Annotated in this window: 19 protein-coding genes; all 19 read left to right on the forward strand. The window is 49.3% G+C overall.

The genetic code is table 11. The annotated features are described in order from the left end of the window. The first annotated feature begins 197 nt into the window (after positions 1-197). The 19 genes from ACQ66Q_RS00955 to ACQ66Q_RS01045 all read left to right on the forward strand — a co-directional run bounded on the left by ACQ66Q_RS00955 (position 198) and on the right by ACQ66Q_RS01045 (position 15,537). Complete coding sequence (locus tag ACQ66Q_RS00955; RefSeq protein ID WP_430455064.1) at positions 198-443, forward strand: DUF3144 domain-containing protein; 246 nt, start codon at positions 198-200, stop codon at positions 441-443. 456 nt (positions 444-899) lie between these two features. Continuing rightward, positions 900-1,205 carry a hypothetical protein gene (locus tag ACQ66Q_RS00960; RefSeq protein WP_430455065.1) on the forward strand — a complete coding sequence of 102 codons (306 nt, stop codon included), beginning with the start codon at positions 900-902 and terminating at the stop codon, positions 1,203-1,205. An 804-nt stretch (positions 1,206-2,009) separates the two neighbouring features. Further along, entirely contained in the window at positions 2,010-2,330 is a 321-nt protein-coding gene (locus tag ACQ66Q_RS00965) for a hypothetical protein (RefSeq protein WP_430455066.1), read from the forward strand. Between the two features lie 131 nt (positions 2,331-2,461). Further along, on the forward strand, positions 2,462-2,746 hold the full coding sequence (locus ACQ66Q_RS00970; protein ID WP_430455067.1) for a hypothetical protein: 285 nt from the start codon (positions 2,462-2,464) through the stop codon (positions 2,744-2,746). 161 nt (positions 2,747-2,907) lie between these two features. Then, on the forward strand, positions 2,908-3,501 hold the full coding sequence (locus ACQ66Q_RS00975; RefSeq protein ID WP_430455068.1) for a hypothetical protein: 594 nt from the start codon (positions 2,908-2,910) through the stop codon (positions 3,499-3,501). Between the two features lie 500 nt (positions 3,502-4,001). Then, complete coding sequence (locus ACQ66Q_RS00980) at positions 4,002-4,529, forward strand: hypothetical protein (protein WP_430455069.1); 528 nt, start codon at positions 4,002-4,004, stop codon at positions 4,527-4,529. 123 nt (positions 4,530-4,652) lie between these two features. After that, positions 4,653-4,937 (forward strand): hypothetical protein, encoded by a 285-nt coding sequence (locus tag ACQ66Q_RS00985; RefSeq protein WP_430455070.1) that lies wholly within the window; start codon positions 4,653-4,655, stop codon positions 4,935-4,937. 460 nt (positions 4,938-5,397) lie between these two features. Further along, positions 5,398-6,132, forward strand: a complete 735-nt coding sequence (locus ACQ66Q_RS00990) for a DUF4386 family protein (protein ID WP_430455071.1) — start codon at positions 5,398-5,400, stop codon at positions 6,130-6,132. 508 nt (positions 6,133-6,640) lie between these two features. Then, positions 6,641-7,174, forward strand: coding sequence for a hypothetical protein (locus ACQ66Q_RS00995; protein ID WP_430455072.1), 534 nt, complete (start codon positions 6,641-6,643; stop codon positions 7,172-7,174). 100 nt (positions 7,175-7,274) lie between these two features. After that, complete coding sequence (locus ACQ66Q_RS01000; protein ID WP_430455073.1) at positions 7,275-7,577, forward strand: hypothetical protein; 303 nt, start codon at positions 7,275-7,277, stop codon at positions 7,575-7,577. 729 nt (positions 7,578-8,306) lie between these two features. Further along, complete coding sequence (locus ACQ66Q_RS01005; RefSeq protein WP_430455074.1) at positions 8,307-9,449, forward strand: alpha/beta hydrolase; 1,143 nt, start codon at positions 8,307-8,309, stop codon at positions 9,447-9,449. Between the two features lie 116 nt (positions 9,450-9,565). Then, a complete protein-coding gene (locus ACQ66Q_RS01010) occupies positions 9,566-10,735 on the forward strand; it encodes a serine hydrolase domain-containing protein (RefSeq protein WP_430455075.1) in 1,170 nt (389 codons plus the stop codon). Positions 10,736-10,880: 145 nt separating this feature from the next. Further along, complete coding sequence (locus ACQ66Q_RS01015; RefSeq protein WP_430455076.1) at positions 10,881-11,405, forward strand: GNAT family N-acetyltransferase; 525 nt, start codon at positions 10,881-10,883, stop codon at positions 11,403-11,405. 386 nt (positions 11,406-11,791) lie between these two features. Further along, a complete protein-coding gene (locus ACQ66Q_RS01020; RefSeq protein WP_430455077.1) occupies positions 11,792-12,172 on the forward strand; it encodes a hypothetical protein in 381 nt (126 codons plus the stop codon). Between the two features lie 124 nt (positions 12,173-12,296). After that, positions 12,297-12,572, forward strand: coding sequence for a hypothetical protein (locus ACQ66Q_RS01025; protein ID WP_430455078.1), 276 nt, complete (start codon positions 12,297-12,299; stop codon positions 12,570-12,572). Positions 12,573-12,663: 91 nt separating this feature from the next. Continuing rightward, positions 12,664-12,966, forward strand: a complete 303-nt coding sequence (locus ACQ66Q_RS01030; RefSeq protein WP_430455079.1) for a YciI family protein — start codon at positions 12,664-12,666, stop codon at positions 12,964-12,966. A 58-nt stretch (positions 12,967-13,024) separates the two neighbouring features. Further along, the gene (locus ACQ66Q_RS01035; RefSeq protein WP_430455080.1) at positions 13,025-14,590 is read left to right on the forward strand and encodes a M20/M25/M40 family metallo-hydrolase; all 1,566 of its coding nucleotides are present in this window, start codon (positions 13,025-13,027) and stop codon (positions 14,588-14,590) included. Positions 14,591-14,616: 26 nt separating this feature from the next. Beyond that, on the forward strand, positions 14,617-15,009 hold the full coding sequence (locus ACQ66Q_RS01040; protein ID WP_430455081.1) for a hypothetical protein: 393 nt from the start codon (positions 14,617-14,619) through the stop codon (positions 15,007-15,009). Between the two features lie 84 nt (positions 15,010-15,093). Next, complete coding sequence (locus ACQ66Q_RS01045) at positions 15,094-15,537, forward strand: hypothetical protein (RefSeq protein WP_430455082.1); 444 nt, start codon at positions 15,094-15,096, stop codon at positions 15,535-15,537. Positions 15,538-15,558: the final 21 nt, after the last annotated feature.

The following is a 15,558-nucleotide window of genomic DNA, read 5'->3' on the forward strand; positions in this document are numbered from 1 at the left end:
ATGTTTGGCGCCAGATCAACGGCGCCACGCCCGCTTTCGCATTTTACAAAGCGTGCAACAGTGGCAAAGGCTTGAGATCTGTATCTTTTTTCGTTAGTGTTAACTGATGTTAAAAAACATCAAAGGCACAGCGCAGGCTTAAAAGCGTGCGTTTTGTAGTTGATTAATATGTTATGTGCTCAAGAGAAAATTCGGTTATGGATGATAAATTCTGGGAAGTCGTAAATAGATACATTGATAAAGCTAATGAGATAAAAGACGAGACTTCAATGCCACAAGCAAGTTCGTCAATGCTCTATGCAGCAGCAAGGTACAACGCTTTGAATATCATTATGAATTATCCAGAAGTCGATTGCGAACATCAAATAAAAGAGCATATTGAAATCTATGAAGAGTTTTTACGGAATTCTTTCAATCATCTCAATGGTCAAAAACGCACATAACAAGCAAATGTTATCGCCCACGCTGCTCGTGGGCTGCGACGTCAACCCGCTGCGCGGTTTTCCGCGCTAAATTTGGTAGTTAGCCGTTAATCGGGTTTTATAGTTTTTGGCAGGTTGTACAGCCAACACCAGGGTAGGTGGCTTTGTTCAGGCAGTGCGTTGCTTGGGTAAAGTGCAAACGGAAATTGCGTTCTTCGTTTCCCTTCTGGTAGTTTGTTGTTCACCAATTGTTTACAGGCTCCGCTCAGCGCTTTATGGCAGCCAAGCTGCAAAAGTCAGCTGTGCGCGGGCTTAATTTTAAATTTGCGCGTGCGGCGTTGTTTGGGTTTTAGCGTGGCCCTTACCCGGGCTCTCGGCTAACAAATCGCGGCACTTGCGGCCTTTGGCCGCAGCGACGTCAACTGCGATGCAGTTGCCGCGCGTGCGCTCAGCGTTATAAGCCAAGGAGAAGTATTGGTGTCTGATTCAACAATAAAAGATATATTTGACCATTTAAGAAATATGCTTATTGGCAGTACATTTTTAGCTCTTGCTGTTCTGCTAACAAAAAATGGAGTTGATTCTAGCAGTGTGTATCACATGATTTTAGGGTTTACGTCTATTCTTGGATCGTTTGGCTTGCTCGCTTACAACTCTGTGCATGGAATGAAAAAACTGCAAGAACGCCTATCAAAGCCCAAGGCTATTCTTATCTCTGTCATATATTATCCGATTATTTTAGAAATCATCAGGGTTGGTTGGACAACTCAAGTTGGCTTATAACAAGGCGCGGCACTTGCGGCCTGCGGCCGCAGCGACGCTCACCAAGGTTCGCGCGCGTGCGCTAAACGTTAGCCTGTTTTCGGGTTTTATAGTTTTCGCCGGTAAGGCAAATCATCAGGGATGGTGGCGCTGTTTGGTAGTTCTTCGTTTGCGCCAGGTTTAAACTGCTAGTTGTGCTCGCTGCATCCCTTCTGATAGTTTGTCTTTAACGTAAATTTTACAGGTGCCAATAAACACTCGTGGGCAGCAAAGCTGCGCGGGTCAGTTGTTTGTTGGTTTGGTTTTTACTTGCACGTGTGTGGCGTTGTTGTGGTTTGGGTGTCGGCTTTGCCTTGTTGTTTCTCATCTCAGGCTAACAAGGCGCGCCACAGTGACGCCAAATCGCTGCGCGCTTTGCCGCACGTGCGCTAATCGTTAAGTTGTATGGAGTTACTGTGCAAGAATTGCTAATTTTACTGGCTATCATTCTAGTGAGTGCACTTTTTTCATACAAAAGAAGCAGGTTTATAGTTGCTGTTGTAGCGATTCTGACTAATTACATAATCTTGTTAGTTTATTGGGCTGCCGGAATATACTTACATAATGAATACGAGCCTGAAATGTTAATTGGTTGGTTTATATTCTCAAGCCTATCCACTCTGATAGTTGTTCCTGCATCAATAATTTTTGCTTGGGCAATGCGTAAATTATCTTATAGGTCGAATAATGCAACTTAACAAACGCAGTCACAATCGGCCACTGCGTGGCCTGGACCTCAACCGCTGCGCTGGTTTCGGCCTGTGCTGCGGGCGTTAGGCATTTGACATGGCGTACTTAACGAAAAACCAACTCGCTTTGATTTGCCAAGAATTAGATCTTCCTCAGGGTAGAAGGATCGTTCTCCTTGACGTCGGTGGGAGGCGGGATATTGCCCTTGATGAACACAACAGAAATATCTATTGCATTGGCAGAGACGGGGAAATCTTCTGGCAAGTCCAAGCAATTGAGCCCGATGTTGAAAGAGACTCCTTTGCTTTTATCTGCGTAAACAAAAAAGGTGAGATTTGTGCTGACCGATTCTTTGGAAATGAGTTTGTTATCGATTCAATGACTGGGGTTGCTAATCACATTGGGTGGCATAAATGATGCCTAACAAGGCGTTCAACGCGGACAGTTTACGGCGGGGCATTTTGCTCCGCAAAATTTTATGCCCCGCCGCAAATCACTCCGCCGGCATGCCGGCTCCGTTCTGCCGGTTAACTTTGTGTTAGGTGGTTATGAACACCCTTGCATCAAATTCAAACGACTATAGAAATGGCCTAGTTTCGGAACTCGGGTTTAAAGCATTGTCAGATGCTGAAGGATTTGACCAAGTTTCATCTATAAGTGCGTGTGCAGCCAAACTAGGAGAACTAAAGTCGTACTTGGTTGGTGGCGGTAATTTAGTTCTTTTTGTCCCAGATCGTGAGCCGCTTTCCACAAATAAAATTTTCGAATTTGAAGACTGGGCAAAAACATACTTTCCTGCTTCGCTGGGTTACTTAAATTGCTATGGCACCTAACAAGCGCCTTAAACATCGCGGCCTTTGGCCGCTGGACTCGCAACAAGTTGCTCGCCGTTTAGGCGATAGTTAGGCGCAGAATTACGTAGCCAATAAACTTTTAATTGATACGTAGTTTGAAAAATTTTTGTTCTTACGGTGTTTGCAGGGAAGAAAATAAATTGAATAGTTCGCTGAAATACTCCAAGCCTGCGAGAAAGTCTACAGACAGTGGGCCATCAAATGACAATAAGTTAATTGAAGAAGCTCGTAGTAACTTTGCGCGTGATTTACAAGGAGTTAGAGAAACATTGAAAGCCTATGTGGATGACAATAGTTGTCCATGCAAATGGCCGCAGTTTGAGTTTTGGGTTAGCAAAGAGCAAGGACCCGGCTGGCACGACTATTATCAAAACGAGTTAGTTCAAGCTGCAATCCAGCTGGAATGTTTTGAGCGAAGTTCTAGTCCCAATAATTCGGGTACTCAATTGAATTGTAAAAAATGTGGGCGGACTTGGATTTATTCATCTCATGAGTGGAGGATGGAAGCATTTAAGCATAAGCTAGTCCCCCTCTCCGAAAATTATTTTACATATCCCGCACTGGTTGGAGCGTATTTCGCCACAGCAGGTTCTGAACCAGTAAATCATAAAGTGATTGATTTTAAAGAGTGGAAATTGTTTATGTCTGCTAATGATAGCAATTTAGCTATTCACAATACTCACAAGCCTAATACAACGTGGTTGAGTAAACTATTTAAGTTGCTAGGCGCCTAACAAGTTGCTGTTGGTCGCCCCTGCGGGGCTGGGACGTCCAACGCTACGCGTTGTCCACCCCAAAGCAAATAGTTAGTGTTCTTTATGAAGATTAGGTTACCAATCATATTCATAGTTTTACTCGCTCTACTATTGGTGGCGGGCGCTATCTTTTTAGGATTGTTTTCCTGTGGCGGTTATATCTGGCATAGGCAGGTGATTTATTTACTAATTGCGCTGTTTGTGGTTCTTTGTATGCTTAAACCACCGCTAGCGCTCCAGGCTAGCTACAAAAGAGGTCTGATTCCTATTTTTTCTTTGGTTCTGTTTCATCTTGTCAGGGCTTCAGCATCAGCCTTTTATCCATCGGCACCGGATTCCCTTGCCTCTTTTTTCAAATCTTTTTGGGTGGGTATTGTTTATGGTCCGTGCTAAAACACTAACAAGGCCATTAAAAATCGCGCTTTCAGCGCTGGACTCGCAACAAGTTGCTCGCCTTTTATGGCGTCGTTAGGCAAAACATGAATCGAGCTATTTTGTTTTTCATCAGTTTAAGCGCTTCGCTATCACATGCTGACCAGATCTCAGTGGATGCTCCTTTGTCTGAGAAATCAAAGTCCGAGATCATGTCATTGCTTAAGAACGGGGTTAGTGACGGGACCATCACAAAATTGCAGCAAAGCCAGACCGTCAAATGGCTTGATTACGTGCCTTGTGTTGGTGTCGACCGTACACTGAGCAATACCGAGAAATCTAAGTTATCTGAGGCCATTGCGAGACAAATGGGGCCAGAGAAAGTAGAGATTTACGAATCATTCAAAAATGGTGGTTGGTCAATCATCTATGCCAGTGCAGGTATTGGCGACACTCCGTTTTTGTTCTATTTAGGTGACCCAACTAAGGCTGTTCATCCGGTTACCGTGTGGAGTGGTGCCGCGACATTTTTTGAAACCGCTGAAATTTCGGAGTGGGTTGTAAGCGAGGCGAAAGGCATACCGCTTGAGTTGGCCAACTGCTTTGCTTGGCATGTCACTTTAGGTAGGTGGTAAATTGCCTAACAAGGCCCTGCTGTCGGACAAATTTTCCGCTGCGTTCCAAATTTGCCACAGAGCGTGGCGTTGTGTTGTTCCGTAACCTCATAAAAAGGAGTTTATTTTGGGTGGTGTAAGTATTTGGCAGATTCTTTTGCTATTCGTAATGTTATTAATCTGGGTGTTACCTTGGGTGCTTGCTTTAATATCAAAAAAAGCAAATGGAATGCACAAGATAATTTGGTTTCTAATGTCGTTTTTTATATCGTGGATTGGTTATTTAGTTTATTACTTCGTTGTGATCAAAGAGCTGCCAGAGAACAATACATAACAAGCAAATCTTATTCGCCCATGCTGTGTATGGGCTGCGACGTCAACCTATTGCGCGGCTTTCCGCGCTCAATTTGGGCGTTTCCTCTCAAATGACACCCGGCGTAATTTGTTACACCACTATAGGCAACTGAGCGCAGTCGAATCGGGGCAGTAGGGCGCTACGACTTCGACAGCCACAAATTATGGCTTCCTAGCTGCGTGTCCAGCATAGCCCCATCCAGACTAACCCCATCAAAAATAGCCCCATCAAAAATAGTCCCGCTGTTTGGATACTCCGGCATGCCGAACCAACATTGCTTATGTCGATTGTGCAGCGGCCTTCATCGCAACATCAGCCCGCAGAACATCCTGACCCGGTTGAGCCGCATGGCGTAGGTGCTGATCCGCAGCGCCGTTCGCCCCGCCTAGCCGTCGTTTACACCCCCTGGGTCGTTGCCTGTCACATAGACATTGCTCCTTTGTTTCATCCACGCCAGTCTGTAAACCAAATCGGCACCATAGCTAGGCACCACCGCCGGGCACTATCGCCAGGCATTTATTCAAAGGAAATATCATGATTCAGAACTCTGCGGCCAACGAGGTCATCTCTGTAACGCCTGCCATGCCGGCTACATCGGCCCTTACCCAAGGTCGCCTGGTGGGGTTTGGCATGTTGGTCAGCTTCGCCCTTGGCATGTACTCCAACTTCCAGTTGCAAAGCGATTTGTTCTCCAACGGTGGCTTTATGGTTCAGGCCGGGCAGCAGCCTGCGTTGGTTGGGATCATCGTTGTGCTTGGGCTGATCACCGGCCTGATCTCTCTGGCGATAGCCGCGTCCGTCCGGCAACGGATGGGCCCGCAGATGCCGGTGTTAAGCCGCTGTTATCTGTTGCTGGTGACGGCTGGATTCGCCATGAGCCAGGTGGAGCACACAGTGCTGCTGGCCATGCGCCCGGTCAGCGAGGCCTTTCTGGCGGTCGGACCGCAGGCGGCTGCAAGCTTTGAACTGGTGCGGGAGCTGCTGGGCGGCTTGCGCAACGGTATCCACTTCCCTGACAAACTGGTCGGCGGCCTCAGCGTTTTCCTGCTTTTCTTCCTGCTAAAGCATGCCCGGGTGATCCCGGCACCGCTGGCCTTCGCGGGCATGGTCGCAGCTGCCTGTCAGATGTGCACAATCCTGCGTGAGTTGTTCGGCTACGACATCATTTATGCGCTACTGGCGCCGCTTGCGCTGATCTACCCGGCAACAGGTTTCTGGCTGCTGATCAAAGGCTTTGCTGTGAAAGAAAGCGCGTCGCTGATGCGCTGAACCCCCGCAATTGTCCACATATCTGGCCCGCGACGATCTCGTCTGCGGGCTTTGGCGTCGCTGGTGGCAATGCTGCCCGTGCTGACCTTTCACGCTGTTCATCCCAACATCGAGATCAGATCTCCCTGCTTTTAACCGGTTGCTTGCCGGGGTTTCAACACGCCCAATCGCATCGCCAGGCTGGAGCTTTGGATGGAAGGTGCGCCGCTTTAGTCGGCATTTCGTTGCAGCAGTAAACTGCATATAGCAATTGCGTCCTTCGTTCCCGTTCTGGTAGTGTGTTTTTCACTATTTGTTTACAGGCTCCGTTTAGTGCTTTTTGACAGCAAGCTGGGAAAACCAGCTGTTTGCGGGGTTCGTTTTATTTTGCATGTGTGGCGTTGTCATTGTGCGGGCTTTCGGCTGTCAAGCCATACCACTTGCGGCCTGTGGCTGCAGCGACGTAAAGTAAGCTTCGCGCGCCAGCGCTTAAAGTTAGGGTTCCAGTGACCATCAACGAGACTTTGACATGAAACGTTCTGTATTTCTTAGCTATCCACAACCTTTCAATATCAAACAAGCTAACTTCATCAAGGAGATTTCAGACTACTTGATCAATCGAGGGTTTGAACCACGTACATTAGGCGTAACTGATTACGACATGGATGCACCACTGAAGGCTATTCGTCGCCTCATGCTGGAGTCGAACGGATTAATTACGGTTGCATTTCGTCGGACTCATATCAAAAATGGTACGAGCAAGCCTGATTCAGCAAATGAAAACAAACTGAATAACGTATGGCTAACAAGTCCCTATTCGCACATTGAGCCAGCAATGGCATTTCAAGTTGGCCTTCCAGTTTTGCTTATTCGCGAAAAGGGAGTAATAGCCGATGGTGTATTGGAAAAGGGAGTTATTGGCACCTACTTGCCAGAGTTTGATTTGGACATGCCTACATCAAACTACTTAGCATCAAAAGAGTGGGAGCAGATCATCCATAAATGGGAGGGCTATGTCAGCCAAGTTATCGAACACAAAGGGAATCCGCCAAGATTGTACTGAGACTAACTCATCATTCGACACCGCCTGATGTAACACAGCCGCACATGCTGGTTAATTCAACTGATAGCCTTCCAAAAACTTGCTTAATATTGAGGTCAATATGGATTTTGATAAAGTTATTGAAATAGCAAAATCTCTCGAAGGAGAGGTATTTTTGACGTCACGAAGAGAATGTTCATTTACCTTTCATATAAATGAACAGAGCATTGAATTCCAGCCAGTAGGTGGCGTCTCAAAATCTTTAAGTTTTGAAAAATTCAGAAGATATGTTGACATATTCTTTAAAGATGGTCGGAGAGAGCCTGAATTTTTCTTAAATAATACAGGTAATTCTATAAATGGAAGAGCAACATATTTTATTCCGTTGCTTATTTATATTGAAGATCGAAATAAAATTAAATGACTTAGCCAACAAGTACATAAATGCGGACTCGCCTAAAGTTGCCGGTTATGTGACGTAAAATTTTTTTAAGATTATGAAACACGAGCTTTGGTTCGAGAGTGAAAATGGACAGACATTTTGTCTGGCGGGCCCTCTTGGCGACAGTGCGCGTTCCTTGCTGGATCCAGGAGCAAAGCTTATCTGGAGATGTGAAGCCTCATCTCACTTTGAGGCCATGACAAAGTACTATGAGTATATGGGCTGGGGGGGATTACAAGAGCGATTACCTGGAACAAGCTAAAAAAACTTATTCCGAGCTAGGCTGGGAGTAGTTGCATTTAATAAGGCCAGACACTGCGAGGTCTTTTCCGTTGCGGCTTCGCTTTCACTACGCACCGCGCGTGCCGGCGGCATTCATCGATTTTAGAGTTTTCGCTAGGTTCTATAGCCAACACCAAGTGCTGAGGTTTTGTTGGCGCAGTGCGTTGCAGCAGTAAACTACACATAGCAATTGCGTCCTTCGTTCCCGTTCTGGTAGTGTATTTTTCACTATTTTTTTACAGAATCTTCTTTACGCTGGTGGACAGCTAACTGTATTTGTCTGCGCTGCGCAAATCGGCTTATTTGCGCACAGCGAAATTCCTGGACTGAAGATGACCACAGTGACCTTGCTGTTTACAGACAGTTGCGGCGCCAGGCGGTTTTCGATTTTGATAACTTCACTAAACAACAAGCAAAAGCAGGGAAAGGATGACAAATACAATATTGAAATTGATGCTGGCAGTGATGTGTTTTGTGCATATGCAGGTGTTCGCTGCGCTGCCGTTAATGCAAACCGAACAACTCAGTATAAAAAGCCAACTATTGGCCCAGTCACGCGAGTTGATTGTCTATTTGCCTGCAGACTATGCGCAGTCAAACCAGCGCTATCCAGTGTTGTATATCACGGATGGCGATATTCAGGGCGGGCATACCGCTGGCACTGTTGATTATCTATCAAAGTTTGATCTGATCCCTGCGATGATAGTGGTTGGGATGGTCACGCCGCCTAATCAACGCGTTGAAGAACTGACCTTAGCGCAAACCACCTCAAAGCCTCAGAAGCTGGCCGGTGCCGACCTGATGCTGGCCCATCTTGAAAAAGAAATCATGCCATTTATTAAAAGCCGGTATCGGACGTCAGATTATCAGGCGTTGGCAGGCACGTCACACGGCGGTCAGTTTGCCGTCAATGCCGCAATAAAGCGGCCGGGATTATTCAATGGCATCATTGCAATAAGCCCCTCATTGTATTGGAGTAATAATCAAGTTATTGATTTGGCTGCTGCCGCTTTAAAAACACAGGGCATTACAGGGCGGTTGTTTCTGTCGATCGCAAACGAAGAGCCTTTGATGACCAACGCTTTTCAACAGCTGGTGGATTTAACCAATCAATATCCGACGGCAAAACTTCAGGTATTGGCAAAAACCTTTAGCGACGAAGGTCACGACTCGACAACTTTGATTGGGCAATACCATGGCTTAAAGCACCTGTTTGCCAATTGGGCGATCCCCAATGCGCCGCAAAACTTAGCGGATCTGCAGGCCGTTTTTAATGCCAGATCGCAGTTGCTGGGCCAAAAGATTCAGATCCCGGAGGACAAAGCCAATGGTTATAGCCAATGGCTGCAGTACTTAAACCGCCAGGATGAGACATTAGAATTGCTGCTATGGAACAGAAAAAACTATCCGCAGTCTTTTCACGCGCACATCAGTGTCATCAAGGCTTATTTGCATTTTAAGTTAACAGATAAAGCAAAAGCGGCTTATGGTGAGACCTTGCAGTCGTTCAAAGGTATCACTGCGGCACAGCAAGCTGAGCTGGAAGCCTTGTTTAAAGTTCCAGCAGGTTAACCAAGTTCAGCAACAACCGGCAGACTCAGTGCTGACTTGCTCTGCCAGCCTTTTGCCAGCAGGTTTTCTGCCTGTTTTTATCGCTAATCTTCACCTTTATAAGGACATCTTCAGTGATGACTAAAGCTGGTTTGCTGTTGCCATTATTCAGCGCATTTCTTGTTACCGCGGCACCCACAACGCTGCCGCCAGGTGATGCAGCCCCTTTCATCGCGCGGATCGAAGCCGTGCAAACTGCCGGTAGAGGGGAGTTCGATAAACTGACATTACCGGCTTTGATGCAGCAGTTGCAGGTGCCCGGCCTGAGTATTGCGGTGGTGCAGGATTTCAAAATCCACTGGGCCAAAGCTTATGGGCTTGCTGATGTCAGCAGCGGGCGTCTGCTGGATACCAATACGCGCTTTCAGGCGGCCTCCATCTCTAAGCCGGTCACAGCAATGGCGGCGATGCGGATGGTCGAGGCGGGGCAGCTCGACCTGGACAAGGACATCAATTCGTTTCTTACCTCATGGCAAGTTCCGGTGTCTGAGCTGACGCGGCAGCAAAGTGTGACGGCCCGCGCTTTATTCAGCCACACATCCGGCGCCGATGACGGTTTCGGTTTTCCCGGTTACGCCCCGCAGGCAGCGCTGCCGACTGTGGTGCAGATCCTTAATGGCCAGGCGCCGTCCAATGTCGGCAAAGTGTTGTTCGCGCGGGCGCCTTATGCTGAATACAAATACTCCGGCGGCGGTACGATGATCATGCAACAGGCGATGATGGATTTGTGTCGTTGCGCCTTTGCGCAGCTGATGCAAACCACAGTACTGACGCCGTTGCAGATGGCCAACAGCGCCTTTGAGTACATGCCCGCAGCGCAGTCTGCGGCGTTGGCACATGATGAACAAGGTAAACGTATGCCGGCGCCATGGCATCTTTATCCTGAACAGGCCGCTGCGGCACTGTGGACCACGCCTACTGATTTGGCCAAATTTATCATTGAACTGCAGACCGCACTGCGTGCTGAAAAAGGCCAGTTGCTGAGCCGGCAGTCGGCCACTGAGATGACGACGCCGGTACGGGTAGGGCCGTTTGCGGTCGGCTTAAAAATTGAGCAACGCGGCCAGGAACAGTATTTTTCGCACAGCGGCGCCAATTGGGGTTACCGGGCCTGGATGACGGGGCATCTGAGTAAAGGCTATGGCATGATCATCATGACCAACAGTGACAATGGCATGGCCCTGATGAATCAGCTGGCTGACCGTATTACCAATGCCTATGGCTGGAATGCTGAGTCCTCGAAGTAAAGCGTTTGCAGCGGGCCGGGCGCGCAGTCCGGTTTAGCGGTGGCTCCGGGTGCATTGTGTTTGCCGCTGCAGGCAAAGCAATGCAATTCAGCTGAAAAACACAGCGTTCTCGCCCACGTAGGGCGTCGGCCAATCAAGATGTATTATGGCAACAGTGAATCTGACCAAGTTGAAACTGTCCGAGACAGAAGTTTTACAACGTTTACTCCAGCTTTATTATTTTGAATCAACCCACTGGAGCAAAGAAGATATTTGCGTTGACGGGCTGTATGACGGCTGCACTGCGGCAGATTTAGTCCTTTATGTCGACTCGGCCACGGCCAAAGCCTACCTGGTTTGGCTGAACGAAGTGCTGGTCGGTTTTGTGCTGCTGGACTGGATTGAACTGGAACAGCGCTCGGTGTGGGAGCTGGCGGACTTTTTTATCCTGCCGAAATATCGCGGCGGCTGGATTGCATTAGAAGCGGTCCGGCAGGTCATTGCGCAAGTTGCCCAACCGATGGCGGCATCAACATTTAAAGAAAATAAACTGGCGCTGCGCTTTTTTAACGCAGTGTCAAAACGGATCCAGCTAGATTCTGTGCGTGCGGTGGAAGAGGAAGAAACGTCGCCATTTTATACCTTTATGATCAATGAGATTGAGCGTCAGGAGGCAAAGCCTGGTGGTTAATCGCATTGAATTTACCACCTGATTGCAATCGTTGTTACCGCGCGTTGCAAATGAATCGCACCACCGCTTTCACGGAAAGAACCACTTTGTCGGATAGTGGCTTTGTGCCAATTGCAGGCATTTTTAATCGTCATGTACGGCGGCGCGTTGCTTGCCGGTACCTACTCGCTAATTGAGATCGTAGGTACCGGCAAGCGCAGCGTCGCCGTACATTACCCAATACTCGATGACTGCAACTCGCTCAAAGCTAATGATCAATTAACAGGTGATTGCTGAAACGGGCGGTTATTTGAAAGTGCCACTGGTGCTAAGCAGCCAACTACACTGTTGGTGGTTGCCGGTGCTTTCACCGGTTTTTGTTTGATTTAACCCGCCACTGGAGGCCTATGCGTTATCTGATTATTCTGATTTTCGTCATTTTTGCCGCTATAGCTCAGGCTGAAACGACAGCTGCCTTACAACCGACCCAACTGCTCGGCACCTGGCAAGTAGACCTCAGGCCCACGCCTGATGCCAAACCGTACTTTCAGCCATTTGTGGTGACCAAGGTCAATCCTGATAACAGCTTTGAAGGCACTTTTTATGGCGCACCTATCTCGCAGGCCAGAATTAACAAAGACTGGGGAGCGATCCGAATCGCTTTTGTCACGGCTGATCAGTCTGGTCCTTATAACCATTCGGCCGTGTTGCAGGGCAGCACGCTGCAAGGCCTGACCAACTCGACCGGCCGGGGCTTTTTATCCTACTGGAGCGCCGCCAAACAGTAACGGTCGCGATCCTTCACCATTTCATTTGCCCGGCACAGAGTTTGAGATTTGCAGCAGCCTCTGCCTTGAGTTCCGTTTCATCACGCCCAATACCTTTGTAACCGATGCCTGATGAAGCAATCAGATGGATTTGTTACAAAATTTCGCGTCCCCGGCGGCGTTATTTCTTTATGCTGCAGTGGTCGCAGGGATTGTGTTGTTGTGCTGCCTAATGGCAAAGTTAATCCGCTGGGCGAAGCGCAGGCCGGCCGGCGCCTATTTTTTTCTGGCATTGCTGCCGCTTTTGTCGTTGTTTCCGATCCCGCCGGCGGAAATCAAAAAGCTACAGCAAATCAAACAGGAACAGGTCAAACATGAGCAGGAAGCGGGTGAACCACCGCCGGACGAGCCGATCGTTTAAGACTGGATGCCTGCAGAATGTTTCAGTTAGTTTGGTTCGATAAACTGACCCTGTGCCGGGGCCACGCTGACCCACCAAGGAGAATGAAGCCATGCAGGACTATCTGTTATTGATGTATAACGATGCGACCGACCAAGCTGCGGCCGCAGATGATGCCGCCTGGCAGCAATATTTTGCCTTTTTACAGCAAAGCGGCTGCTTTGATGGCGGCAGTTCAATAGGGGCGGGGCAGTCGTTTCGTAAAAACGGCCTCGCGGCAGGCAGTACAGACCAACTGTCCGGTTTTATCCGTGTTCGCGCCGAAAACTTGCCGGCGGCGCAGCGGTTTCTCGCTGGCAACCCGATCTACGAGGCGGGCGGGAGCGTTGAAATTCGTGAGTTACCGAGGGACTGAGCTGCTAAAAAAGCTCACAGTGAGCCCTTGTAACAAGCCCCAACAGAGCTGGATAAAAATGACTAAAAGCCGCTTCAACATCAATAAGTTCGCCTTTGCCGTTTTATCGGTTTGGCTCAGTGCGCCGGTACTGGCGACAACAGCGCCCGCGGCCAAGGCGCAGGTTTTCACTGCGCCTGTTCCTTCACAGGCGCAAGTGCTGGCGGCGGCACAAGCCAGTTTTGCCGAGTATTTTCAGTTACTGGCGCTGCCGAATGACGCCGTAGCCGCGGCCGATATTCAGAAAAATACTGATTTCCTGCAACAGTCGTTTAACCGGCGTGGTTTTGTCACGCAGCAACTGGCAAATAACGGCAAACCGCTGTTGTACGCCGAATATCGCAGCCAGTCGCCGGACGCAAAAACATTGCTGTTTTATCTGCACCTCGATGGTCAGCCGGTATTGCCACAGCAGTGGTCGCAGCCAAGCCCCTGGTTGGCGGTGGTGAAACAGCGTAATCAGCAAGGCGAGTGGCAGGCGGTTGACCCTCAACTGCTACAGCACAAACCGCTGGACCCTGAACTTCGTGTGTTTGCCCGCGCAGCGGCAGATGACAAAGGCCCGATCATGATGTTGCTGGCGGCCTTTGATGCGCTGAAAGCTGCAGGGCAGACGCCGGCGTTCAACGTCAAAGTGTTGCTCGACAGCGAGGAAGAAAAAGGCTCACCAACGATTAAAGCCATCGCCAAAGCCAACGCCACTTTGCTAAAGGCCGATGGTTTGTTGATTTTGGACGGCCCGCAGCACGCCAGCAACAAGCCCACGCTGGTGTTTAACCGAGGTGCTACCAGCCTGACGCTGACGGTCTATGGGCCCAAAGCTCCGCTGCACAGCGGCCATTATGGTAACTATGTGCCAAATCCGGCGCAGCGTCTGGCCAGGCTGCTGGCCAGTATGAAAGACGATGATGGCCGCGTGACGGTGCCAGGCTATTACGACACAGTGCAACTGTCGGCGACAGAACGTGAGGCGTTAGCCACTGTGCCGGATGATGCTGCGGCGCTGTTAAAGCGTACCGGTATCGCCCGGCCTGATGCGGTGGGCGCAAATTATCAGGAAGCGCTGCAATATCCGTCGTTGAACATCCGCGGTATGCAAGCGGCGGCGGTGGGAGACAAAGCCGCCAATATTATCCCGCATCTGGCGGTGGCTGAGCTGGACCTTCGCACCACGCCAGAGGCTGATTCTGCTTATCTCACGGGCTTACTGGAGCGTCATATCAAAGCGCAGGGCTGGTATTTAACCAAAGGCGAGCCAACTGACGCCGAGCGCGCCAAATACGATAAAATCGCATCATTGACCCCAGGGGCCGGTGGCGATGCGGCACGCACGCCGCTGGATTCTCAGCTTGGTAACTGGGTTTATGCTGTGCTGCTCCAAGACAGTAACTCAGTGGTGCGAGTGCGGATGATGGGCGGCAGCTTGCCAACTGAACAGCTGGTTAGTGCGCTGCAGATGCCTTTTGTCATCCTGCCACTGGTTAATGCCGACAACAATCAGCACAGTTTTGATGAAAATCTGCGTATTGGGCATTATGTTGACGGCATACAAACCTTGCTGCGGTTGCTGCGTACACCTTATTAAAACAACACTTGTTCAGGGAGAACAACATGGATACTGCAAGTCAGGTCAAAGCCAGTCTTGAATATGAAGAAATGCTGCATCAGCAAAAGTTATTGGATGAATATCAACGGCTTGGTTCACCGTATCCGCAGGTCAGTGACTTGGTGCCGTTCGTACTGGTGGTGCTGGCGTTGCTGCTATGCCATCAGTTCGCTCTGGTCGATGCGCAAACGCTGTTAATAGTGCAGTGGGCTTCGAGTGCCTATTTCGTGGTGTGTGGTATTGCCATGGCGGAGCGAAGAAGAACCAACCGGCGGATAGATTTGCTGTTTCGGATCATGCAGCATCAGCTGGCAGCCAGACAGCAAAATGGCGCTGATCGTCAGACTTCTTCAGCTCTTGCTCAACCATCACCGGCGGCAATGACGGTTGGTGACTAGCACTTCAGCGCGCCGTTAGATTATCGCCAGATGTCAGGACCCCAGCAAAAATCAATAGCAAAGTGCCGCATCAAAGGACAGCGAATGGAACTGGAACATAATAAATACCTGATTGCTGCAGCAGTTTGTTGTGTGTTGGCAGCACTCGCACATGTCGGCTGTATCCTGTTTGGCGCTGACTGGTACCGGTTTTTTGGCGCCGGTGAGGCGATGGCGCAGATGGCGGAAAAAAAGCTGTGGTATCCGACGGTGGTCACGGCCGGCATCACCGCGGTGCTACTGATCTGGGCGGCTTATGCGCTGGCCGGCGCTGGCGTCTTGGCCGGATTGCCATTGACCAGAATTGCCTTGGTTTTGATTAGCGCCGTGTTTTTATTGCGTGGATTGGCATTTGCTTGGCTGATGCCCAGGTTTCCGGAAAATTCACTGACGTTCTGGTGGGTTAGTTCTTTGATTTGTCTGACCATCGGTACTTTGTTTGCCATTGGCACTGTGCAGCGTTGGCAGGTACTGAGTAGTAGCGCCTGATCCGCACCGATTTGCTGCATT

The sequence above is a fragment of the Rheinheimera sp. genome, assembly GCF_965283995.1.
GTDB lineage: Bacteria > Pseudomonadota > Gammaproteobacteria > Enterobacterales > Alteromonadaceae > Pararheinheimera.